Origin of the sequence: Gluconacetobacter johannae, assembly GCF_014174305.1 — a bacterium.
In the GTDB taxonomy this organism is placed as follows: domain Bacteria; phylum Pseudomonadota; class Alphaproteobacteria; order Acetobacterales; family Acetobacteraceae; genus Gluconacetobacter; species Gluconacetobacter johannae.
Genome location: NZ_JABEQH010000015.1, coordinates 1 through 23,599, shown reverse-complemented (window position 1 = coordinate 23,599; position 23,599 = coordinate 1). Strand labels below are relative to the sequence as shown.

The 23,599-nt window shown below is 61.7% G+C and carries 17 protein-coding genes and 1 pseudogene; 7 read left to right on the top strand and 11 right to left on the bottom strand.

Annotation, left to right across the window (positions count from 1 at the left end; translation table 11 throughout):
• The first annotated feature begins 1 nt into the window (after position 1).
• From HLH21_RS11550 to HLH21_RS11530, 5 genes are all read left to right on the top strand, one after another.
• Positions 2 to 340, top strand: coding sequence for a DUF736 domain-containing protein (locus HLH21_RS11550; RefSeq protein WP_182943914.1), 339 nt, complete (start codon positions 2 to 4; stop codon positions 338 to 340).
• Positions 327 to 1,028: a lytic transglycosylase domain-containing protein gene (locus HLH21_RS11545; RefSeq protein ID WP_182943913.1), complete on the top strand. Its 702-nt coding sequence runs from the start codon at positions 327 to 329 to the stop codon at positions 1,026 to 1,028. Before HLH21_RS11550 ends, HLH21_RS11545 begins: the two co-directional genes overlap by 14 nt.
• A 246-nt stretch (positions 1,029 to 1,274) precedes the next feature.
• Positions 1,275 to 3,029, top strand: a complete 1,755-nt coding sequence (locus tag HLH21_RS11540) for a relaxase/mobilization nuclease domain-containing protein (RefSeq protein ID WP_182943912.1) — start codon at positions 1,275 to 1,277, stop codon at positions 3,027 to 3,029.
• Between the two features lie 87 nt (positions 3,030 to 3,116).
• Entirely contained in the window at positions 3,117 to 3,389 is a 273-nt protein-coding gene (locus tag HLH21_RS11535; protein ID WP_182943911.1) for a type II toxin-antitoxin system ParD family antitoxin, read from the top strand.
• Complete coding sequence (locus HLH21_RS11530) at positions 3,386 to 3,679, top strand: type II toxin-antitoxin system RelE/ParE family toxin (RefSeq protein WP_182943910.1); 294 nt, start codon at positions 3,386 to 3,388, stop codon at positions 3,677 to 3,679. The genes HLH21_RS11535 and HLH21_RS11530 overlap by 4 nt, the downstream gene beginning before the upstream one ends.
• Positions 3,680 to 3,769: 90 nt before the next feature.
• On the opposite strand, the gene HLH21_RS11525 is transcribed toward HLH21_RS11530, so the two are convergent.
• Entirely contained in the window at positions 3,770 to 4,090 is a 321-nt protein-coding gene (locus HLH21_RS11525; RefSeq protein WP_182943909.1) for a hypothetical protein, read from the bottom strand.
• On the opposite strand from HLH21_RS11525, the gene HLH21_RS11520 reads away from it, so the two are divergent.
• Together HLH21_RS11520 and HLH21_RS11515 are read left to right on the top strand one after the other, a co-directional pair.
• Positions 4,089 to 6,071 carry a conjugal transfer protein TraG gene (locus HLH21_RS11520; protein WP_182943908.1) on the top strand — a complete coding sequence of 661 codons (1,983 nt, stop codon included), beginning with the start codon at positions 4,089 to 4,091 and terminating at the stop codon, positions 6,069 to 6,071. The two genes, HLH21_RS11525 and HLH21_RS11520, sit on opposite strands and share 2 nt — an antisense overlap.
• Before the next feature lie 5 nt (positions 6,072 to 6,076).
• A pseudogene (locus HLH21_RS11515) lies at positions 6,077 to 6,501 on the top strand (CopG family transcriptional regulator).
• 182 nt (positions 6,502 to 6,683) lie between these two features.
• Here the strand turns inward: HLH21_RS11515 and drmC are convergent.
• From drmC to HLH21_RS11465, 10 genes are all read right to left on the bottom strand, one after another.
• A complete protein-coding gene (gene drmC / locus HLH21_RS11510; protein WP_182943907.1) occupies positions 6,684 to 7,451 on the bottom strand; it encodes a DISARM system phospholipase D-like protein DrmC in 768 nt (255 codons plus the stop codon).
• The gene (gene drmB / locus HLH21_RS11505) at positions 7,451 to 9,292 is read right to left on the bottom strand and encodes a DUF1998 domain-containing protein (RefSeq protein WP_182943906.1); all 1,842 of its coding nucleotides are present in this window, start codon (positions 9,290 to 9,292) and stop codon (positions 7,451 to 7,453) included. The genes drmC and drmB overlap by 1 nt, the downstream gene beginning before the upstream one ends.
• Positions 9,289 to 13,263 carry a DISARM system helicase DrmA gene (drmA, locus tag HLH21_RS11500; protein ID WP_182943905.1) on the bottom strand — a complete coding sequence of 1,325 codons (3,975 nt, stop codon included), beginning with the start codon at positions 13,261 to 13,263 and terminating at the stop codon, positions 9,289 to 9,291. Before drmA ends, drmB begins: the two co-directional genes overlap by 4 nt.
• 63 nt (positions 13,264 to 13,326) lie before the next feature.
• Positions 13,327 to 17,409: an Eco57I restriction-modification methylase domain-containing protein gene (locus HLH21_RS11495; RefSeq protein WP_182943904.1), complete on the bottom strand. Its 4,083-nt coding sequence runs from the start codon at positions 17,407 to 17,409 to the stop codon at positions 13,327 to 13,329.
• Positions 17,409 to 20,528, bottom strand: coding sequence for a DISARM system SNF2-like helicase DrmD (gene drmD, locus HLH21_RS11490; protein ID WP_182943903.1), 3,120 nt, complete (start codon positions 20,526 to 20,528; stop codon positions 17,409 to 17,411). Before drmD ends, HLH21_RS11495 begins: the two co-directional genes overlap by 1 nt.
• Positions 20,525 to 20,950 carry a very short patch repair endonuclease gene (locus HLH21_RS11485; RefSeq protein WP_220789787.1) on the bottom strand — a complete coding sequence of 142 codons (426 nt, stop codon included), beginning with the start codon at positions 20,948 to 20,950 and terminating at the stop codon, positions 20,525 to 20,527. The genes drmD and HLH21_RS11485 overlap by 4 nt, the downstream gene beginning before the upstream one ends.
• On the bottom strand, positions 20,922 to 22,016 hold the full coding sequence (locus HLH21_RS11480) for a DNA cytosine methyltransferase (RefSeq protein WP_182943901.1): 1,095 nt from the start codon (positions 22,014 to 22,016) through the stop codon (positions 20,922 to 20,924). Before HLH21_RS11480 ends, HLH21_RS11485 begins: the two co-directional genes overlap by 29 nt.
• Positions 22,013 to 22,471: a helix-turn-helix domain-containing protein gene (locus HLH21_RS17300; protein WP_246379632.1), complete on the bottom strand. Its 459-nt coding sequence runs from the start codon at positions 22,469 to 22,471 to the stop codon at positions 22,013 to 22,015. Before HLH21_RS17300 ends, HLH21_RS11480 begins: the two co-directional genes overlap by 4 nt.
• A gap of 45 nt (positions 22,472 to 22,516) precedes the next feature.
• Complete coding sequence (locus tag HLH21_RS11470; RefSeq protein ID WP_182943900.1) at positions 22,517 to 22,942, bottom strand: hypothetical protein; 426 nt, start codon at positions 22,940 to 22,942, stop codon at positions 22,517 to 22,519.
• Between the two features lie 210 nt (positions 22,943 to 23,152).
• A complete protein-coding gene (locus HLH21_RS11465) occupies positions 23,153 to 23,422 on the bottom strand; it encodes an HU family DNA-binding protein (protein WP_182943899.1) in 270 nt (89 codons plus the stop codon).
• Between the last annotated feature and the right edge of the window lie 177 nt (positions 23,423 to 23,599).

Below are 23,599 nucleotides of genomic sequence, written 5' to 3'. Positions count from 1 at the left end.
CATGGCCCTGATCGGTACTTTCACGCGCACGTCTGACGGCTTCGCCGGGCGCCTGCGCACGCTCGCCCTCGACGTCGAATTGACGATCGTGCCGGCGACATCGTCGGATGCCGAGCATGCGCCCGACTATCGCGTCCATCTTGGTGACGCCGATGCCGGACCGGAGATTGGTGCTGGCTGGAAACGCACTGGCGAGAAGGCGGGCACTTACCTTTCGCTCGTTCTCGACGACCCCATGCTGGCGCAGCCGATCCGCGCCAATCTGTTCCAGTCTGATCGTCAGGGGCGTGCCTTCCATCTGGTCTGGAACCGGCCGGTGAAGCGCGATGATCGGCGGTAGGAAGGTTCGCGATCTTGTCGCGAACGCGCTGGTTGCAGTGCTGGTTTCCGTGTCACCCGTTCGCGTGGCGCAGGCTGATCCATACGCCGATATGATCACGGAGGCGGCCACGCGCGCGCAGATTCCGGCGTCATGGATTGCTGCCGTCCTGCATGCGGAGAGCCGAGGCGATGCGCATGCCGTGTCATCGGCGGGTGCAATGGGGCTCATGCAGGTGATGCCCGGAACATGGGCCAGCCTGCGCACGTCGCTCGGCCTCGGCAATGATCCGTTCGACCCGCACGACAACATTCTGGCCGGTGCGACCTATCTGCGCTGGATGCGGGACCGCTACGGCGAAACCGGTTTTCTTGCCGCCTATAATGTCGGTCCCGCGCGCTATGACGAGCATCTCGCGACGGGCCGACCGCTGCCTGCCGAGACGCGGAACTACGTCGCATCCGTCAGTGCGCGGCTGGCTCTTCCGCTTGCGAATAACATCGCGATCGGCGCTCTGGCTGCACCATCATGGCAGGACTCTTCCCTCTTTCCGGCGTCGTTCCTGCGCACGGGCGATGCGTCCCGGCCTGTCGAAAGCGCGCACGATCCGGCACGTTCATCTGGCTCCCGCCCGACTGACTGGACGGCGCTCGCACCGCAGTCAGCCGGGCTGTTTATCGCGTCAGGGCATGGGGAGGCGCGCCGATGATTCCCGTTCCGGTCCATCGGGCGCTGGCGGCCTATGGGTGCCTTGGGGATGGGGTGCCGGGGGGAGACAGGCAACGGAGGGAAGGACGGCAAGGTAAAAGCAGCGCCCATTCGGGGCTGCATGTGGTTGGTTTGATTGGGGAATTTGTCCTCTCATCTCGCACCACCTGCGGCTGTCCGGGCATTTTCTATCATGTTTTCAATGATCCGGGCGCCGTCAGGGGCGAAACGGAGCGGAGAGCGAGCTATGCCGACGCGCGATGACGGTCTGAATGTCCGGCCTGGACGCATCCAGCATGGCAATCAGGGCGCGCGACCGAAATCCTTCGTTGGTGAGGTCATGCGTGCCGCGAAGAAGGCCGGTCATACCGGCACCCGGTTCCGCGCGAAGGGCAGGGGAGGCGGCGGCGGTTCCCGTTTCGGGCGCGGCCGAAGTGCGGCATTGTCTATGCGGCTGCGCAGCAATGCCCGCCGGGTCGTGGTCAAGGCGCGCGTTGTTCGCCAGCAGGGGGCGCGGTTTCGTTCGGCGCCGCTCGCCCGGCATATCGCCTATCTCAGACGTGAAGGCGTCACCCGCGACGGTGCCAAAGCCCATCTGTTCGATGCCGGCTCCGACGAAGCGGACAGCAAGGCCTTCACGGAGCGCTGTGCTGACGACCGGCACCATTTCCGTTTCATCGTCTCCCCTGAAGACGCGGCACGGATGGAGGATCTGCGGGGTTTCGCGCGGGACCTGATGCAGGACATGGAGCGCGACCTCGGCACCAAGCTGGACTGGGTCGGGGTGGATCACTGGAACACCGACAATCCGCACATCCATATCCTGATGCGCGGGGTCGCCGATGACGGCAAGGATCTGGTGATCAGCCGCGCCTATATCAGTCAGGGCCTGCGCGACCGCGCCGCCGAACGGGTGACGCTGGAGCTTGGCCCGCGCAGCGAGCAGGAAATCCGCACCGCCCTGGAGACGGAGATCGGCGCCGACCGCTGGACCAGCCTCGATCGCGCGTTGCAGGACATCAGCGACGAGGGCGGCGGCATCGTCGATCTGCGGCCGGGCGCAGGAGGCGAAGACCCGGAACTGCGCCGCCTGCTGGTGGGCCGGGCGACCAAGCTGGAAGGGCTTGGCCTCGCCGACCGCGTCGGGGTGGCACGCTGGCCCCTCAAACCGGGGCTGGAGACCACGCTGCGCGATTTCTCCATCCGGGGCGACATCATCAAGACCATGCATCGCGCCATGTCCGGCGGCGGGGTGGAACCCGATGTCGCGGGTTTCGCGATCCATGGCGAGACGCTGGCCGATCCTGTCATTGGCCGGCTGGTCGAGCGCGGGCTGGATGACGAGTTGAAGGGCTCGGGCTACGTGGTCATCGCGGGCACCGACGGGCGGACGCATCATGTCCGCTTCCCCGATCTAGACCTGACCGGTGACGCGAAGACGGGCGCGATCGTCGAGACCCGGACCTGGGAGGATGCCAAAGGCACGCAGCGCCTGTCGCTGGCGACGCGCTCGGATTTCACGCTGGCCGAGCAGGTGACGGCGCCCGGCGCGACCTGGCTCGATCGGCAGATGCTCGCCCAAGACCCGGCGCTGGCCAATGCGGGCTTCGGCACAGAGGTCCGCGAGGCGATGGCGCAACGGATTGATCATCTCGCCTCCGAGGCGCTGGCCCGGTGGGAGGGCGAGCGCGTGGTGTTCGCGCCTGATCTGATCGGCACCCTACGCCAGCGCGATCTCGATCAGGCGGCGGCCAGATTGGCGGCGCAGACGGGACTGGAGCACCGGCCCGCCAAGGAAGGCGAGATTGTCTCAGGGGTCTATCGCCAGAGGGTAGCCCTGTCCTCGGGTCAGTTTGCCATGGTCGATGACGGTCTGGATTTCCAGCTCGTGCCCTGGCGCCCGGCGCTGGAGCAGAAGCTCGGACGGCAGGTTTCCGGCACCATGTCGCCGGGTGGATCGGTGGACTGGAATTTCGGGCGCAAGCGCGGGCTTGGGATTTGATGTGGTGGCCCGCCTGCAGGTTTTCGGCTGACAAAGTGGACGCTTCAAAAGTATGATAAAGTATGCTCGCCTGGGAGGAGCCGCCTCATGTCCACGATCGAACGTATGACCATCACCGTGCCGTCCGAAATGGCCGCGATCCTGCGCCAGTCCGTCGACGGCGGCGAATATGCCTCGACCAGCGAGGTGGTGCGCGAGGCGTTGCGCGAATGGATGCGCCGGCGCGATACCGACCGTCGTGATCTCGATGCCCTGCGCGAGGCGATCCGGCTCGGGGATGAGAGCGGGTCGAGCATCCCGGCCGAGACCGTTTTCGCCGAATTGCGCGACGCGATTGCCCGGCGTCGCGCGCAAGGATGAAACGGCTGGGCTTCGCTCCGGCTGCGCGTGCTGACCTCCTAGAAATCGCGCTCTACATCGCCGAGGACAATCCCGAACGGGCCATGAGCTTCGTTGCCGAACTGGAAGCGAAGGCCGCCGTTGCGGCTGAACATCCGGGGAGCTTTTCGGCGCGCGATGAGATCAGTCCCGGATTGAGGGTCGTTGTTCACGGTCGCTACCTGCTGTTCTTCCGCGAACTGGCTGATGAGGTACGCATCGTCCGCGTGCTTCATGGCGCACGGGATCTGCCGCAGATATTCGACTCGTAAAGTCAGGGTTTCCCGTGGGATCGCGCGCAGCGGCTGTCAATGACAATGAACTTCGACGTCATCACGACGGTCAGAACGTGGATGCGATCATCAGGTGGAGGCATCTTTGGCCACACTGAGTTCTTCCCACATGCGACGACAAGGCGATCGGAGTTTCCCAGCATGACAAGACGGAATAAGGCGCCATCGACCTGTTATCCAGCCACTCGTCAAGACGAGCGCATGCTTGTCGAGTTGCTGGAACAGGGCGAGCGAAGTGGCGTCAGCACGCGCACGATTCTCGATATTCTTGCCGCCGTAAAGGTCGGCGGGCAACCGTCCGTTTATTATCCGCTCCCGTCCGGCGACCCGAGGCGCTTTAATTAGGCCTTGAGTATCGGGAAACCGAGCCGTTTGGTCGGTTCCTGTCATGAACCAGACCAAGATCCTCTGGGGTTCGGTGTTTGCCGTCAGCACCGTGATCCTCGCCTTCACCTGGGCCGCGACGCAGTGGACTGCCTGGCGGCTCGGCTTCCAGCCGCAGCTCGGCGCCCCGTGGTTCACGCTGGTCGGCTGGCCGGTTTATTCCCCGCCCGAGTTTTTCTGGTGGTGGTTTGCCTACGACGCCTATGCTCCAGACATCTTCACCACCGGCGGTTACATCGCGGCATCGGGCGGGATCGCCGCCGTCATCATCGCGATCACCCTATCCGTCTGGCGTGCCCGTGAGAAGAAACGCGCCACCACTTACGGCTCGGCGCATTGGGCCGACCCACGGGAGATCCGCCGCGCAGGCTTGCTTGCGCCCGATGGCGTGGTGCTGGGCCGTTCGGCTAATACCTATCTCCGCCATGACGGGCCGGAGCATGTGCTGTGCTTCGCGCCGACCCGCTCGGGCAAGGGCGTCGGGCTGGTGGTGCCGACGTTGCTGACCTGGCCGGGCTCAGCCATCGTCCATGACATCAAGGGCGAGAACTGGACGCTGACCGCCGGCTGGCGCTCGCGCTTCGGCCGGGTACTGCTGTTCGACCCAACCAACCTCGCCAGCGCCGCCTACAATCCGCTGCTGGAAGTCCGGCGCGGCGAGCGGGAAGTCCGCGATGTGCAGAACATCGCCGACGTGCTGGTCGATCCCGAGGGCGCCCTGGAGAAGCGGAACCACTGGGAAAAGACCAGCCACGCCCTGCTGGTCGGTACCATCCTGCATGTCCTCTACGCCGAGGAGGACAAGACCCTGGCCGGGGTGGCCAATTTCCTCTCCGACCCGAAACGCGCGATCGAGACCACACTGCGCGCCATGATGACCACGCCTCATCTCGGGACGAAGGGCGTGCATCCCGCGGTCGCCAGTTCGGCGCGGGAACTGCTCAACAAGAGCGACAATGAGCGCTCGGGCGTGCTGTCCACGGCCATGTCGTTTCTCGGCCTCTATCGCGATCCGGTGGTGGCGCATGTCACGCGGCGCTGTGACTGGCGGATCCGCGATCTTGTCGCCGGCACCCATCCGGCAACGCTCTATCTGGTGGTGCCACCCTCGGATATCAGCCGCACCAAGCCGCTGGTCCGCCTGGTGCTGAATCAGATCGGCCGCCGGCTGACCGAGGAACTGGAGGCCAGGCGCCGCCATCGCCTGCTATTGATGCTCGATGAATTCCCGGCGCTGGGGCGGCTGGACTTCTTCGAGAGTGCGCTGGCCTTCATGGCGGGCTACGGCATCAAGAGTTTCCTCATCGGCCAGAGCCTGAACCAGATCGAGAAAGCCTATGGCCAGAACAACTCGATCCTCGACAACTGCCACGTCCGGGTCAGCTTCGCGACCAATGACGAGCGGACCGCCAAACGGGTGTCCGAGGCGCTCGGGACCGCGACCGAAATCCGTGACGCCAAGAACTATGCCGGGCATCGGCTATCGCCGTGGCTCGGGCATCTGATGGTGACACGCCACGAAACCGCGCGGCCGCTGCTGACGCCGGGCGAGATCATGCAGCTTCCTCCCGACGAGGAACTGGTGCTGGTTTCGGGTTGTCCGCCGATCCGGGCGCGCAAGGCGCGCTATTTCGAGGATGCCGAACTGGCCGCGCGCATCCTGCCGCCACCCCGCTTCGAGCCGCCATCTGCTCCGCCGGGAACACCGCCCATCGGACCGCATCCGCCGGGGGACTGGGCCGACGTGGTGCAGCCGGCCGCGTCGCCCAGCGCGGATGATGACCCGGCCAATGCGGGCATCCGCCGTGAGCCGGAATTGCCGGAACAGGAAGAGGTAGTACAGGCGCCGAGGAAGCCGGTGCATGAATTCGATCCACCCGAGGATGAGTCCGAGGACGATGCCACACGAGCACAGACCCTGCGACGCGGTGAACGGGCTCTCGCGCGGCAGGTGTCGCTCGATCCCGGTGATCGGATGGGGCTATGACTGCCATGCGGATCAAGCACACGATCCGGCTACCCGCCGATCTCAGTGCCAGGCTCGCCGATTACGCCGCCCGAAAAAAGTGTCGCAGGCACTGATCGTGGAGACGGCTTTGGCGTCGTTCCTGTCACCGGATGGTCCCGAGAGACTGGAAGCCGCGTTGGCGCGGCGGCTGGATCGGATGACGCGACAGTTGGAGCGCATGGAGCGAAGAGTCACGATCTCCAATGAATCGTTGGCCGTTTTCGTCCGGTTCTGGCTCACCAGCACGCCGCCGTTGCCGGACGCAGCGCTGGCCGCGGCGCAGAGCAAGGGCCGGGAACGGTATGACGGGTTCATTGAGGCGGTGGGACGCAGGCTCGCCAGAGGGAAAACTCTGGACGACGAGGTGAGGCAGGACGTGGGGGGAGTCGCCGAAGGGCAAGATCCCTGACCCGGCAGTCCAGCGTTTTTTTCGACACACCTATAAAATCGGGGAGTGCCATTGAGTATCCATCGGGTCAGCTCACATAAGATTCTGATTGAGGGGTTGGGGCCCACTCCGTCACGGCGTCTCAATTGCTCGTTTCCAAAGCGCGATTAACCGACTTTCAATCAGCCGTCTTGGGCATGAGTTCATCTTTGCGCCGGACGGAGAACTTTCGTCTCGATCAATGCGTGCAGATGGTCACGCAAGCGAGACGGGATATGGCCACCAACGATGAGGACGCCCGCTTCCATGTTCTTTTCGAGCGCATGGCCGGTCAGATTCGCACTCGTTAGGAAGGCCGTGGTATCGTCGGCAACGGCAACCTTCGCGTGAACCCGGCCGTTGGTGAAAGGGTGTGGGCGATCCGTCCAAGCATACAATTTGGCTGATGGAACGGCGCTTCTCATCGTCGCTACCGGATCGACGAGCAGGCTACCGCCTTGGGTCACGGAAGCCTCGACGAGAATCCTCACCTCGACTCCTCGAAGGGCCGCCGCGTTGATCGCGGCTATGACCGAGGGAATATCATAGGCAACGAAGCTCACGATGAAGAGTTCTTTCGTGGCCTGCCGGATGACATCCAGAAGCACCTGTTCGGTACGGCGCGGCGCAACGAATGGTGTCATCGGTCCGGTCCAGACCAACTCGACGGCGCAGTCTCGTTGCGTGCGTGCCCGAGCATGGGCTGCGCCCATCAGCATCCCGGCGACGAGTTCCCCTGATGACTTCGTCGTCTGCCAACCCCCGATAAGGGAGGCTAAAGCTGCCCGAGCCGCCGGCGTGCCGACGACTTGCTGAAGGTCTTGCTCTCGCCCCGGCGGCAGACCATCGCGGAGCCGTGATGCTATCGCTTCGATTTTCGAGGGTGGAAGCAAAGCCACGAGTTCTGTGACGACCTCCAGGAGCGACTCCATCAACTCCTCCGGAAGAACGCCGCGTTTGGATTTTCGAGCGTCGGAACCACCAACGCACGGTCCAAGTGTCGATTTCCCCGTTCACACGAGGTTTCCGACACGAAGGAGCAAGCGTGGCAAGCCGCTCCATGCAGCGATTGATCCTTACTGGGGTCGTGTTCGGAGCATAGGGGGTCGGAGGCGCAGACATGCGCTCGATCCAGCGCCTGGCGAAGCAGCCTTCCGAGATTTTCGGGCTTGCCCAATTCGACCAGTCCCCCGAGCGTTCCATCGGAATCGGCCGCTGCCGTGTAGATCAGGAAGCCGGCCTGGTCCTTCGCTCCATCCGCCTCCGCGTATATCCGTTCACGGATGCTGGCGGCATTGTAGCCACATTCGAGGGCCAACTCCCTGACCAGCATGTGCGCCAAGGTATGGAGCATGACGTAGCGCGCTCCGGGATAGCCCTCTCGTGGATCGAGATTCCGCTTTTGGCGCCATCCGTGATGGCCCACACGCAAGCGCGCATCGACCTCTTTGACCGCATCCTCGTCGGCCCAGGCTTCCAGAGCTTCGGTGTCGAAGCGAATGAAGATACCTTCGCCGTGGACCTGCGTCGCCGGCACCCAATTGGGAGCTGAACGCCCCAACGGAGCGCGAGGCGCCGCATCGTCACCCGATCCTTCGTCCGGGGACTCGACGCGGGTGAAACCAAGCAAGGCATTCACCTCGCGCAGCCGCTCCAGCAGCAGGACGCGCGTGATCAAGGCTTCGAAGCCTTTCGGAACCCTGACTTTTTTGCTCATGAAGTGTGGGTAGTCGGTCGGCGGATCGTCCGCCGTCAGAACCTGCCACTCCGGCTCCTTGAGGTCGCTCGGGCCGATGTCCGCGCGGCCGTTCCGGTGTAATTCGATGGCGGCCCAAATCTGCTCGCTGGTGAACTGCTCAATGCCGGGGAGCTGAGCCGTTTTCTTCAGCGTTTTGACTACGAAACCAACCTCGTCGGCCGAGGAAGCGTCCTCGAAGAAGGTCCAGCCGTCGTCGACGATCTGCACCAAAGGACTGCCCGTTTGAGGTATGGCGAGGACCGACAACGTGACCGGGAACCAGCCATTGGTCGCGCCGAGCAGGATCGCCCGAGGATCTTCGGCGCAGTCATCATCGAAACGATCTATGTGGGGATGCCGTCCGCGACATGCGGGCAGGTTGTCTCTACCGGCCTGGCCGAAGGCTTGGGCCATGTTCTTCGATGCGCCGCAAGCATCGCATTTGACCCAGAGATTCTCGGTTTGCAGCGACGCACCGCTCTCGAAGAACCTCAGTGTTCCACGACAATCGGATGGGCCGCCGTGGACGAACCAATGCCACGGGAAATCGTCCAGGTGCCCTGCGCGGCAGGCTGTCAGGAAACGAGCCGGCACGGCATCGGCGTCCCGGGCTTTCTGATCGTTGTTCGAGCCTCGGCACCCTTCATGGACAAAGCGCGTCAATTCCGGCCGGTAACGGTTTTCTTTCAGCTTGAACAAGCCGGCGTCGAACGGCGATAGAAGGCCGCATTTCACGCAGCGCAACCATCGGGGAAATGGTTTCACCGGAACGCCGATCAGCGCCGCGGGCGAGAACGGATCGACGACATCGCGGTCGCCGAGCGGTGGCATACGCAGAAATTCCACTTGAGGGCCGAGAACGCTTCGGACGTTCGCCAGCAGCCGGGCCTCCGGGATGGGCTGGCATCGGTCCCCTTCCCAGCGGTCGATCCCCATGGTGACGACCGAGAGATTGGGGAGGTCGATCAGAGCGCCAGGGCCGTAAGTCCACAAAAGCTGGCTCGGACGGATTTCACCTACGGGCGTTTTGCTCATGCGTCACTCCGATCGGCCGGATCGACGCGGGTTCGCCAGGTCGGATCATTCGTCGAGCGCGAGTCTTCCATCACCAATCTCACACCGGGTTCGACCTCTCGCATCGACATCGGAACGGTCCAGTCAGTCCAAGGCTTCACACCCGGAGTTTCCAAAAGAGGATATGCCGTCGGGCCGGCCCCATATCTCTGATAGACGAGCGTGCGGCCTCCGACGCCAGCTTCCTTCGCCCAATCGTCGGCACGATGCTTCAACTCTTGTTCAGTCAGTGCCTTCTTCGCCGCGTCTTCCGTGACCTCCCAAGCTCGTTTGGACAGGACGCCGATCGTCGTAGTCATCTCCGGTCGGCTCGGACTATTCATTGCGCCCGCGCCTGTATTCGGGGCGAAAGGATCGTACCTGTTCCGCATGATCGATAACATCGTGCCCGTTAGACCGCGATCCAATGCCCGAGGAGAGAATGGCGTCACAGATTGGGCTTCGACGTGCTGATAGAAGGTTGCGTGATAGTGCTCGAACGTCTCGTAATGGGAGAGGTCGCGCGGACGTGCCCACGTGAGTACGGTGGCGACTAGACCCGGCGGCGAGCGCCCGACGCGGCTGGTGGCCTGGATATACTCCGCCGTTCCTTTCGGCTGGCCATTGACAACCATCACGCCGAGACGGTTCACGTCCACGCCGACTGATAGCATGTTGGTGGCCAGGACGATATCGATCGGACGCGGATCGCCGGCAGCCCGGTTCTCGGTCCATTCACCCGTCTTGCGATTGAGCGTCCCATTGAAAGGTATTTCGAGCTGATCGAGATAGCGCGGGATGTCGTGGCTGGAGACGCGGGAGGTGAGTTCCCGAATGTCATCTACGCGACGTTGAGACAGACCCGGACGATCGACCAAGCTCATGTTCACACGGAAAGATCGTGTCTGCACGTCGTCCTCGGCGAGACGCTTCATCCCCCCCAACTCGCGCAGCGAATTGAAATAGCCGACGAGCGTCATGTAGGGATCGGCGACGGGACCGAAGCGGTCGAAGAGAGCTTGTGCGGCGGTGAGGAAGGCCGTGTAGGTTCGGATCAGAACGGCAGGCCGGGAACTGCCGGGTGCGCAGATACCCATGTATCGGCGACCGGGCTTCTCCCCGATAGAGCGCTGCACCGAGAAGAAATTGTCCTCCACGTCGAGACCGGTGGGTGGAAAGACCGATATCCGCCGCACGAATACATTGCGCACCTGATCTTCGGCTCGTCGAACGGTAGCAGTCGAGGCCACCACCTTCGGCCGGACCTTCTTATCGCCGAGAAACCAGGAACTCAGCTCATCGACAGCACTCTCATAGAGGCCAACCATCGTGCCGAGTGGGCCGCTGATGAGGTGAAATTCGTCCTGAATGATGAGATCAGGAGGTCGGATGGCAGCCCGCACCGGCTTCACTCTCGCAGCGGGATGAGAGCCCTGTGCGCGATGTCCGGTACGGCAATCGTGCCCCGGCCAGAGCAGGCCGTGACGCTCGCACTCTTCATCGACCCGGCCGAAAAGGGTTCGCACTTCCGGTCGCCAGGCCATCATGGCGAATTTGTCGACGGTGGCGATCATCATGGTCGGAGGGCGATGGTATATTTCCTCGTCGACCACTTTCACGGGTAGGCCTTGATGCGGGCGACCGCTGGAGCTTGCTCGTGAAAATTCGCAGGAGCCGAATTTGTCGCTACAGTAAATGAGAGTTCGGTCCGCTATCCGGTCGACCTCAATGTCACGGCCCGCAGAGATTTCGGAACCGCACCAGGGGCAGTTCGTCAATTGCGCCGGAGAGGCGATACCGGACTTGTTCCGATCGCCGTTCCGTAGAGCTTCGATTGCTTGATGGGCCTCTTCTATTCGACCGGGCGTCACCCGATTGCCGACCCATAGCCCCAACGAGAAGGGCTCCTTGCCCCAGAGCTTCTTGTCAGCGACACGGATCACTTCCATTGCACATAAGAGGGTCGCAGCGCGTTGGAATTGTTGCAGGGTCAGCAAGCGCAGCGTGTAGCGCATGATGACGGCTAGGCCACGAGAGGCATCAAGACCTCCGAGATCGTCCTTCAAGCGGCGCATCGCCATAGCGAAAGCGGCCACGCCCAAGTAGGCTTCGGTCTTGCCACCGCCCGTCGGAAACCAGAGGAGATCAGCAAAAGCTTCCGCTGGCTTTGTCCGATCGGAGTGCGTTGGATCGGCGAGGGACGGCACCGACAGTAAGAGGAAGGCCAACTGAAACGGGCGCCATGATCGATTCTTTGATATGTCGAGTTGCGCGATCTCGACCGGCTCACCACGCCTGCGTTTGAGCGCATAGAGGCTCCGCACACGCTGGAGCGCCATCGATTTATTGGCGAAGCGGAACGCCGATAATGCCGCATCGTCGGAAAAGAGAGTATCCATTCCCTCACGCAAACGGCGCAGGGTCTCTTCGCAGCGGATGATCACGTCCTTCCCCGGTTCGTCGAAGCCAGTAATCTCAGTTGTCAGCCGCATCCTCCGTTCAGCGATCCAGACGGCATAGTCATCGACCAGGCACGACAGGGCCTCACGCAATTGCTGCGGCTCCATCTCCGCGAGGTGGCCCATGTCGAGCCACCCCTCGTCGACCATCCGGCGCATGGCCGGGCGGTCGTCGGGGTCGAGGCCCGGCGTTTCCGTGACGGCGACCTCATAGCGGGGGATGATTTCCGTACGGAGGTGCGAAGCCTTCGCGGAATCTCCTGGCGTCGTATCGGCATGGACGGAGACGCCATGGCCCACGGCGAATTCCAGCCGGTTACGATAGATCAATGCGAGGCGATCGCGCTCCGGATCATCGACGACGATTTCGTTGGAAGGGCGTCGCCTGAAGATCGACGGATCTGCGGCGCCTTCCGCCGCAGCTACCGAGATTTCCGGCTGGAAAAGCCAGGCGCGGTCCTTGTTGTCGTCAGGCTCCAATTGGCCGTTCACGAGGAACAGTGTGACGAGGCGCTCCCCCTGGGCGTTCGTTCTGATCGTTCCTTGGAGCCGCACCTCAGGCTGGTCGCGATCCGGTGTCGCCGGCCGTATCACCCCGTCCTTCAGCGGCAGGGGCACCACACCGCCGCACGGGATGCGCCGCCACACCCTGACCTTGGTTTCCTCTTCCCGGCCGGTTGCCCGGTTCCGGCGGGTCTTGACGAAATCGTGCTCATTACTCGGAACACGCTCATAGCGTCCCCATCGGACATTTGCAGCCAGCGCCTCTACGCCCGGCGCGACGCAGAAGGTGAGCCCCATACTCGACGGCACGAGCGACTGATTGTTCGTGGTGTCGATTTCGTCGAGGGCATCATCCTCCAGCTCGACGCGGCCGGAGACGTTGGCGAACTCGGCACCGGGTTCGTGGATAGGCGCCACACGCTCGTCCTCGATGTCGCGGATTTCGTCCGCGCCGGCCGCCGGCTCGACGGTGACAGCATCGGTGTCGCTCGGCCGCCGCGGTGCCAGCTTGCCAACCAGATAGCGGTCCCGGACGCTCATGTCCTTGATGAGTTCGTGAGGTCCACCAGCCGGGCCGAGAAGATCGTCGCGGACGGCTATTTCGAGAAGATCTCGCACATAGGCGACGTCTTGGATGAGCGGAACATCGCCGATCGATATGCCATCAAGAGCTAAAATACTCGTCAGGTCTTCCGGTCGGAGGCGTGCGATCGGGCCAGTTGGCAGTGTCAAGCCGAGGCCAGACACTGTGCCCGACGTGCGGAAAGTGTGGACACGGTCGAAATAGATCGTCGTGTTATAGAGGTCGCCGCGGATGCGCAAAACGCGGCCGACCTGCGTCAGCGTACCATCGGCATCGACTGCGACAATCCAGTGCCCCTTGTCGACTGCCGAATAAGTCGAACGCTTGCCGTCCAACTGAATTATGCCCGAGCCGAGCCATATCGGTTCCTGGGCAAGCCAACTTTTCAGGTCTGGATCAACGATCAAGGTCGTGCACCTCTCTGATCTGTGGTGTGTTTCGTCATCGACAAGTCTCAGTATGTTACGAGATCATAGGTGGTCGCCAGTATATATCTCATCCGCTCTAGAATCTTCAAAAAGTGTACCAATATCTAAAGACTCTTGACGCCTTCTTCTTCTTGATTGTAAGTGTTTTTTACCAACACCCGAAACCAGCGCGCTCGCTTTGTAAAGTTGACGATTTAGCTCTATGAGTTTGGAGAGCACAAGATTGCACGTCTGCTCATTTAAACCATGACGACTGGAACTTGCATTCCCATCATTAGCATCGTCTCGAAAATCATGAGTGATGTCGAGATCATTCCAGTCGTAGGCACTCACAACCCCGGTATCAATGCGTTCGAGAAGACCTCGCATTGTGACGACATCAGCATCATGGATAACCGCTGAATGAACAGCGTTCATCGCGTCCGTCATTCCGGCCGAGTTTCGACGGCTCCATGAAACGAGAGTGTCCTGAAAATCTCTGGCTGCGGCGATGGCATCTTCAGTCACATGCCTTTTTGGGAATGGGAACGTCGCAAGCGCTTCACTTACGGAGAGCCTTAGCGTGTTGTTGTCCCCTCCAAGACTGCGAACAGAATAATTTCGCAGCCAAATTTGGAACATGGAGCTCAAGCATATCGGGTGGGCACTTTCGTGAGCCTCTTCCACGAGCACGACTTGGTTCGTGTATATCCACTCCGTTGGCGCCTGCACGCAGATCGGATATTTTGCGGCCTTCGCAAACGCTATGAACTGTGGGCGGGCACGAAGCTGACGCATTTGTGCAGCGCGATGGTTCCAGAACTGCCACCACCGATCGACGAGGTCCTTGTAACTCTTGAGGTCTTTCGGGGTCCGGGTGGGCAATACGATTTCGATCAGAAACTGATAAGCGATCGGCCACTCACTCTCGATCGTTTCCAGCGGCAAGTCGGCGATGTCGAGAGCCCAACGCTCAACGCGAGTGAGTGAAGTGCTCGTGATGTCGTTGCCGGTAATGTAGGGGCGCAGCAGAGAGCCGGTTTCAGAGCGAAGGCGCTCGAACCATGGATGTTCTTCGGTGAGGACGAGCGCCAGCCCTTTGCCGTTATGGACCCCCTCAAAGGCGAACAGGGATTCGGGAAGCGCCTTCGGCTCCCATCCCCCACCGATTTCGGGCTGGAGGCGGGGGCCGATTTTGTCACACGCAATGCTGTCGCAGTTCCGAAGCCCGGCCCATCCACCCTTCCGAAAACACACCATGGCGATAACGGTGGAGGCCGCCCCCGGCCAACGCATGCCTTTGCGGGAGAAGTAGAAGTCCCCTTCGGCGGCTATCCGTTCCAACCCAACGGAAACTGCGCTGCCCTCGGCAATATTGTTCGCCGCCAACAATCCATAGGTTCCGCCGTGTTTCAGAAGCGTGGCCGCCCGACGATGGAAAACGACCGAGAGGTCGATCTTTCCGGGCGCCACCTCCAGGATCATCTGCACGACGCGCTGGTAGGCAGCCCCGTAAGTTCCCTTCCACAATCTATTGCCAAGGAACGGCGGATTCCCGACGAACGCGTCGAAACCACCATCAGCGCGGAGGAAAACCTCGGGAAATTCGAGCGGCCAGTGAAAAGGACGTCCACGCTGTTCGGCGACAAAGTCACTCATGAGGTCGGACTGGGCCTGCGCCGCAAGAGTCCGGCAAGCGTCGGCCCCACCATCTGAAGCTCGGTCGGCCGCAATGGAGAGGGCCGCTAGACGCTTTTCCAAGTCCCCGCCGTTTCCGGTCGCGATCACGAGGCCGATGAAGGCGTCCGCGATCAGCTCCGACGTCGCAAGCGTTGCACTCGATTGAGCGTCGAGCGCGGCCATCGCCTCGACATCGCCGATGTCGCGGATGGGGATAGAGCGAAGCTGACTACGGAGCGCGAGCGCCTTGTCGACGGCCGACCGGATCGTCCGGCCGAAAAGGCGAAGTTGCGCCTTTCCCTTCGGCTTCATATCCAGCTCAATGAGCTGGCTGAGATCATGGATACCGAGCAGGCTGTCGCCGCTGCGCAGATTGTGATTGAGAAAGCCGAAAGGCCGCCCCTTGGCGAGAGTAGTGAGCCAGAGTGACAGCTTGGCAAGTTCGACGGCAAGCGGATTCTTGTCGACGCCGTAGAGGCAGCGTTCGGCGATCAGGCGACGCGCGAGGATGGCGCGTTCTTCGGTATCGCGTGATAGCGGCTCGAACCCGGTCGTGTCATCGGCCGCGCGGATGCGACCTTCATCGTCGATCTGGCTGCCCGCAGCTTCCATGTCGGACCAGGCTTCGACCAGGCGGTCGGCGAGCCAGCGGCAAGCCTGCACGAGGAACGCGCCCGATCCCATCGCCGGATCGCAGACCTTGAGGTCGAGGAGTTCTTCGGCGCTCTTGAGTTTCCAATTCTCGCGTGTCGCGCCTTCGGCGGGGCCGCGATAGACGAGCGGGGTCAGCGTCTCCTCGACGATCTTCTCGGTCAGGCTCTTGGGTGTGTAGTGCGTCCCGCTCTCGCGCCGGTCGGCGCCGAGGACGACGACGAAGGCGCCAGCGTGATGGACCAGGGGGTATCCCCACGGGTCCGTGCGCAGGAGTTCGGCATAGGGCAGAATTTGGTCAAGCAGCGCCACGTCACCACGACAGACCGTGAGCAACCGCGCCGCCAAGCGCTCGTCCGGCTCGCGGCCGATGGCGTTGCGAATTGCCGGCTCGGAGCGTTCGCTGCGCTCCTTCAGGAGATCGACGATCGTGGCGGCGCCGTCGAGGCGCGCGGACTCCATTTCGCCGAGCGTTACGCGGGCATTTTTGGCCTTGGCCGATCCTTCGAGTTCGAGTGTCACATCATCGACGCGCTGCACCGTGCGCTCAAGGAGACCCTCATAGACGTGACCGATCTGTTCCACGTCGAGCGCGCGATAGGAAAGCGTGCGACCCTCGAAGGTCTGGATCGCCTCCAGCAGGAGCAGGACCGTCCGGTCGTCGATCGGCAGGGGCTCGGCGGGATCGCTCCGCCAGTTCGTGCCCTTCTTGCGACCTTCGAGGAAGGGATAACGATCCGGGTCGAAGAGCGAACCGCCCATCGCTGGAAGCCGCAGCAGCGGATGGTCGATGCCGCCATAGACGCCGCGGAACAGGGCGAGCAGCCGCGACCATGCCGAGCGGCGGCGTTCGAGTATCTCCTCGGTGTCGGCGCGCAACTGCATCCGCAGGCTGGAGAGCGCATAGAAGGCGTCGTAGCGGGGATCGCCGAGAAGGAGCAGTCCGCGCTCTTCCGCAGCCAGCAGGAAGACGAGCCGCATCATGACCGTGAGGCCGGCTTCGTAGAGTTCCTTCGGATCGACGTCGTGCAGCAGATCCCGGTTGCGATCCTGGTCGGCGCGGTCGAGGGATTGGACCAGCACTTCCACCGCGCGTCGGACCTGTTCACCGAGCGCATCGGTCACGTCGTCCTGGTGCTTCAGCGACCGATCGAACAGCGCCGGGAGCCTTTCGTCTTCGGGGCCGAAGAAGCGACGAACCCCGAGCAGGCTGACGAAGGCGCGGAGCGTTTCGGGCTCCTGGCCCCAGAGGCGGGCATACCAACTGGCGAAGCTCGCGACCGCGCCGACCGGCGCATGAACGAGCATCCAGCGCTCGCCATTGGTCACGAGACCGACCGGGCACCCGACGGCGCGAAGCAGCGCCACCATGCGGTCGCCCGGTGTCGTGGCCAGCCCGTTGTAGTTCCGGGTGGCGTCGAGATCGGTGTCGGGATCATAGAGCTGGACGAGCAGGAGCGGGGCATCGCCCTGGGTCGGATTGACGGTCGCCAAGTCGGGCGTGATCGTGACGCCATGCTCGGGCAGCAACACCTTCAGCCGCTCCGGCAATGTCGCGGCCCGGCGCAAAACCTGATCGTCCACCTCCAGAGCGCTTTGGAGAACCTCGTCGATCCATGCCGAGTGGATGGCCGGCAGGTCGGCATCGTCCGCATCGACGGCATCACGCCATTCGTCGTAGGCGGCGCGCAGCCTCTGCGGGCGGCCGGAGGTCAGGGCTTCCAATCCCTGGGGCAACACCTCGCGCAGTACGGGCACCGCGAGAAACGGTCCCGACACCTCGATGAGGTTGAGCCAGTCGTGGTTGGTGCTCATCAAGGCTGCCCCTTTGTCAAAGACTCAGGCACGAGCAGGATGACCGCGACGGGGAAGGTGTGATCCCGGACATTGGAATATCTGTTCTCGATGGCGCGCACCTCTTGCTCCCGTTCCAGCGGAATACGGGCGAGGCGCGCTTCGAGAGCCGCGTGATCGCGCCGGAGCTGGGTGCGCTCGTCTTCGGAGAAGAGCGAGAGCTGTTGCGGCTCGCGGTCGGCGACGAGTTCGGCCCGCAGGGCCTTGTCGAGATCGTCGAGCACCTGACGGATGTCGTCGCTCTCCCGTTCCTTACGAGTGTCGATCGAATTGGCCAAGGAGCGCAGGCGATCCTTGGAGCGCGCATCGACCGCCCCCAACACGGAGTCGCGCTGTTTGTCGAAGCGGGTGCGCAGCGCCGCGAAGGTCGTATCGGGTAAGACGGCGGGAGCGGAATCCTGGAGCCATCGCCGCACCTCCGTCACGCGGTCTTCACGGCGGAAGCCGGCGTCACGCAGATAACCGCCGGCCTCGGTGAGTTCCTCGTGCAGGCGATGATGACTGCCGCCGGTGATGACCAATCGAGAAACCACGATGACGGCGGGGCCTTCGAGCTGGCCATCGGGCAAGGAGCGGGCGGAGACGCGGTGGATCTTCTTCACGTCATCCCGCGCCCAGATTTCGGCGCGGAGCAGGCGCAGGCTCATCTGGACGAGGGGGTGATTGAGATGCACCAGAACGACGTCATCGCGCCCCTTCGCCACGTCATGGTCGAACGTGATGGGGCGGACCTTCTTCGTATAGGGATGCTCCAGACCTTCCAGGCACCGCGTCCATGAACCGGACAGCGCCGGCATGGTGAAAATGGTTCCGTCTGGAGCGCCGGGCAGAGACGTGGCCCCGAGGTCTGGCTTGTCGGAAAGGCGCAGTGCCGCTCTCACCGCCCGCTCGACGTGATCGGGCGTGAGATTTTGCTCGCGCTTGGTCTCGGCGAGGCGTTCATGCAGCTTTGCGACCCGATCCCGGAGGTCGCGCTCGGCCCTGACGAAGCGCCGCGATTTTTCCATGCGAGCTTCGGCAAATCGGGTGTCCAGGTCGCGCCGCCGTCCCTCGATCAGGTCCGGGAGTTGTGGGGCGATGACCGGATTGACGCTCCCCATGTCGGCCCGCATGGCGTCGAGTTTCCGAAGCGCCCGCAAGATGTCTTGGCCGTGATCACCCTCGTCATCGACCGGATGCCAGATGACCACCTCGCTGGAGCGCTGGCCGTGGCGGTCGATGCGCCCGTTCCGCTGTTCCATCACGTTGGGATTGTATGGAATTTCCAGATGGATCATCAGGTGGCAGTGGTTCTGAAGGTCGATGCCTTCGGATGCCGCGTCGGTCGCCAACAGGATTCTGACCGGCGATTCCGAGGGGTTAGCCTGGAAAGCCGCCTTCACGGCCTCGCGTTCGTCATGATCCATGCCGCCATAGATTAGCGCCAGCCGGTCGCCGCCGAAGCCGTGCGACACGAGTATCTCTTGCATCCACTGCTGTGTCGTCCGGTATTCGGTGAACAGGATGACCCGCTCATTCGTCCACTCGCCGCCTTCCTGGAGATGCTCGGCCAGCCATTCCAATATCGCGCGCGCCTTGGAATCCGCCTTGCGTGATGCCTGTTGCGCCCATGAGCGCAGGCGTTCCAGCATCCGCCGCTCTTGCTCATTGGGCGGCCGGATGTGTTTGCCGGCTTCGCCGAGCGCGTCGTCTTCCGCTGCCTCGCGCAATGTGTCGTCGGCATAGTCTTCTTCAGCCTTCGATATGGCGCGGCGAAGGATGCGATCGTCCAGCTTGCGCCGGGTTTGGTCGGCCGACGAACGGCCTTCGATCGTCGCTATGTGTTTTTCCAGTGTCGCCGCAAACGCGGCGGACGACGACGCGAGGCGCTTGCGCAGCAATTGGTGGACGAAGCGATCGACGGCTCGTGCGCCGCCCTCGTCATTCTCGCGCGACGATATGTAGTCGCCGAGAAGATGCCGAATTTGCCTCTCGTCATCCTCATACTTGATGGGAAGACCTTCGAGAAGCCGCACCGGGTAGAGTTGCTTACCGTTCGCATCCACCAAGTCGCTCTTCAGCCGCCGCACCATGACCCGAGCGCGCTGGGACTCGCTCGGCAGGACATTTCGGGCAAAGCGTTGGTCGTCGAGCAATTCGAGCAGAGCGGTGAACGACTCAGTGTAACCGTCATGGGGTGTTGCAGTAAGAAACAGCTTATGTTGGAAATGCGGCGCGAGCAGCCGCACCAAGCGGGTTCGGAGGCTCTCGACCGCATAGTGTCCGACTGTGGGCGCAATGTTGTGCGCTTCGTCGATGACCAGAAAATCGAATTTTCGCGGATGTGTGACGGCGGGCGGTAGCGCGTCCCGGAACAGGCGCAGTCCTTCGCCTTGTTTCGCCCAATCCATTGACGTGATGAGGAGAGGAAACGAGGTCCAAGGATTGGCGTGTAGGCCACGTTCACGGCGCAGGCGCTTGACGAACTCGGTATCGACGATGCGAAAGTCAAGCCCGAACTTCTCCTGCATCTCCATGCGCCACTTCTCCTGAAGGGACGCTGGGCACAACACCAACACGGTGCGGGCACGATGGCGCAGGAGCATTTCCTGGATAACGAGACCGGCTTCGATCGTCTTGCCGAGGCCGACGTCATCCGCGATCAGCAGGCTGGTGCGAGCCATGTCGATGGCTCGCACCAATGGATCGAGCTGGAAGTCCTCAATGCTGACGCCGCTGCGGAAAGGAGCCTGGAGATAGGCCCTGTCGGCGTTGGTGGCCGCGCCCCATCGGACGGCATCAAGGAACGCCTGTAGGGAGGCCGGATCATCCAAGCCGGTAATGCGCGGCAGGCCGGCTCGCTCGATGACGTGAGCGCCGGGTTCCAACTCCCAAAGGACTTCGATTTCCTCCCCGAGAGCGTCTTCGTCGATCGACGTCAATCGGATGAGGTGACGTTTGGGAAGGCCAGGCGCCGTCGATCCGCTATCGACCTCCGATACGATCCATTGCCGTCGGCGTGCTTCGACCAACTGGCCGGGCTCAGGAATCGTGTGATGAGCGATCTGAGCAGCTGCGCTGCTAGCATTTCCGACGATCATTGCAGCCCGCTCCCGCCTCGAACGGCGTTTTCGATACGATCGGCCGCTTCGCGAGGGCGCTCGTGCGCCCATACGCGAATGACATGCCAACCCAAAGCGCTGAGGCGCTGATCGGTATCCGCGTCTCGGGCGCGATTTGTTTCGATTTTGTCACGCCAAAACTGCGCGTTGCTCTTCGGCCAAGAGGCGTGCTCCGGGCAACCATGCCAGAAGCACCCGTCGACGAAGACGGCGAGTTTAGCGCGAGGAAAGACGATGTCGGCAACGCGCCGTGGCTTGGTCAGCAGCGCCACTTGCAGACGATAGCGTAACCCTCTCGCATGCAGTTCTTTGCGCAAAGAGAGTTCGACGTCAGTGCCCTTCTGCCGCACCCGAGCCATACGGAGGCTCGCCTCATGCGACGAGGGGCTTACGCGCGACATCCGCAGTGCCTCCCTTCTTAGCCTGATCCGTCTGCACTCCGACGCCGAGATGCGTCACAATGCTTTGGCCGATTGCCTCGCCGAGAGCGACGGGGACCGCATTGCCGATCATCCGGCCCAACGCCTTGAAATGGGTCGGACCATCATCTGCCACAAAGCCATATTTCTCCGGAAAGCCTTGCAGGATCGCCCCCTCGCGTAGAGAGATCGCTCGGTCCTGTTCGGGATGACCGAAGCGACCGTTGCCGAAACCATAGAATTGCGTGGTGATCGTCGGAGACGGATCCTCCCATCTCATGCGCCCGTAAACGCCCGGGTAGGTGCGGCCCGTTTCCCGCCGATGGCATTCAGCAACCAGACGATCGGGCCAATCACGCCATGTCCCGCCAGGGCGGGAAGCGCGAATGCGCTCCAGGTTCAAATCCGACAGTCTGGACGAGACATGGAAGGGGTCGTTGTCATGGACGCTTCCGGCCCCGATGGCGGGCAGCTTCCCGATCGCGTCCTTGACGGTCTGCGGCTTCTTATGGGTTGGCGAGATCAACTCAATGGGGCCGATCAGGCTCGCCAGGATGACCATACGTCGTCTGGTCTGGGGCAACCCGTAATGGGTGCAGTCCACGACGCTCTTCCAAACCTTGTAGCCGTGCCGTTCAAGGGCGGCGACGAAGTCGTCAAAGACGGCGTGCTTTTCGACCAGGGGCACGTTCTCCATGGTCACGATGTCCGGGCGAACGGATTTGACGAGGCGTGCGAATTGATACAGCAACGGCCAGCGCGGGCTGGTGAGGGTGTCGTAGCGCTGGGAGTAGGTCGAGAACGGTTGGCATGGAGCGCATCCCGCCAGAATCCGTATCTTCGCATCGCCATACAGCTTGTTCAGATCCGACGGCTTGACGCTCTTGATGTCCTTCGTGAGGAAGCGCGCGCCATTGTTGGTCTCGAATGGATAGCGGCACGCCGTATCGACATCAATGCCCGCGACGACCGGGACGCCGGCTCGAATGAGGCCATGCGTCAAGCCACCCGCGCCGCAAAACAGGTCGATACACGCTACCTCGCTCATCTCTTCCTCTCCGAGGTGCGTTTCTCCGATCCTTGCGCATCCCCTACAGACTGATCATTGTCCTCGTCGGACGCTTTTCCGGCTCTCACCCACGAATCGACTTCGTCGGATTTGAACTTCCAAAGCCTTCCGACCTTGTGGGCCGGCATTTCTCTCTTCGCTATCCACCCGTAGATCGTATCTTTACTCACTCCCAGATAGCCGGCCATTTCCTCGACGGACATCCAACGACCAGACATGCACCGTCCCTTCTCTGGCTGACGCGGGTAGGTGAGAATTGTACCCATCAGATGAAGCCACGTAAAGCCGATTTGGTCGGATTTAGACTGATTGGATCTGCAACCCGCCGCTTTCTTGCGGAAAGAAAGTTTTTCCGTTGGCGACCAGGCGGTCATAGAAGCGCTTGATGTCTGGCTGCGCTTCGGGCCAGGGTGCCCGCGACGAAGTGCTTTCATGCAACATATCCAGCCTCTATCGGCTTATATGTAACAGCCTCCATTTTATAAGCCCGTGCGCGCCAGTTCTGCGCTCCACATTGCGAGCGCATTCGTTAGAATTTCTTTTCCGCTAACTAACGTACCGTCTTTTTTTCTGATCCATATGGCTGAAATATCATCGATTGGAATGACGAGATCATCGCATGTCTCATTAAGAACGGATGGAATTTTTCCACTTTGATCTGCATGTGTTATATTGGCGTTTGATCGACCCAATTCGTAATGCTTGTACGCATCATGTATATCCCATACCAACTGAAAATCTGGATTCTGCGCTGCAAGATGATGGCGGTACTTTTTCAGGCCTTGTGATCTGTTATTTTCTGGAAAATCAGGAATTATTGATTTTGCGTCTTCTATTATCTCGTCACTATTATTCGCCTCCTTGAAGGCGATATAATACCAAAAATAATGGAGACGTTCCGCCATGATGTCGACATTGCTAATCGCAGCGTAAAAAATCCATTCCGTTTCCGGGTTTTTAAAGAAATGTTCACAGAACGGGATCAGAAATTCATTATAGAATACTCTTGGATGAATAATTCTTCCAGGATTGTACTTTTCAAAGTGACGTTCCCTCCGAAGTATATCTGATCGATTTTCTCGTTGTGCGAAAAAACAATAAAAGAAATCAGTTTTTTATACCGTTCTCTTCAGCACAGGACTGGCCTTGAAACGCACGGCCTTGCCGGCCTTGACCTTCACCGGCTCGCCGGTGCGGGGATTGAGCGCCTTGCGGGCCTTAGTCTTGTGGACGGTGAAGGTCCCAAAGGACGGCAGCGTGAACCCGCCCTCCTGCTTCAGTTCGGCGACAATGGCCCCGACCAAGTCATCGGCGGCCTTGGTAGCGGCAACGCCGGTGCAGGCGAGGGAATCCTGAAGAACAGCGGCAATGAAGGCTTTGCTCATGCGGGCGCAGGTCCGTGTCGTGATCGATTCCGGAAAAGGTAGCAGCGGCCTCGCGCCCCGTCACCGTGAATAGCCCCTAGATTTCTGGACGCCCAGGCTCCTAAAAATGAGGACAGGAGGCATTGATGGGGAAGCCCAATTTCAGTGATGAGTTCAAGCGTGATGCGGTGGCGCAGA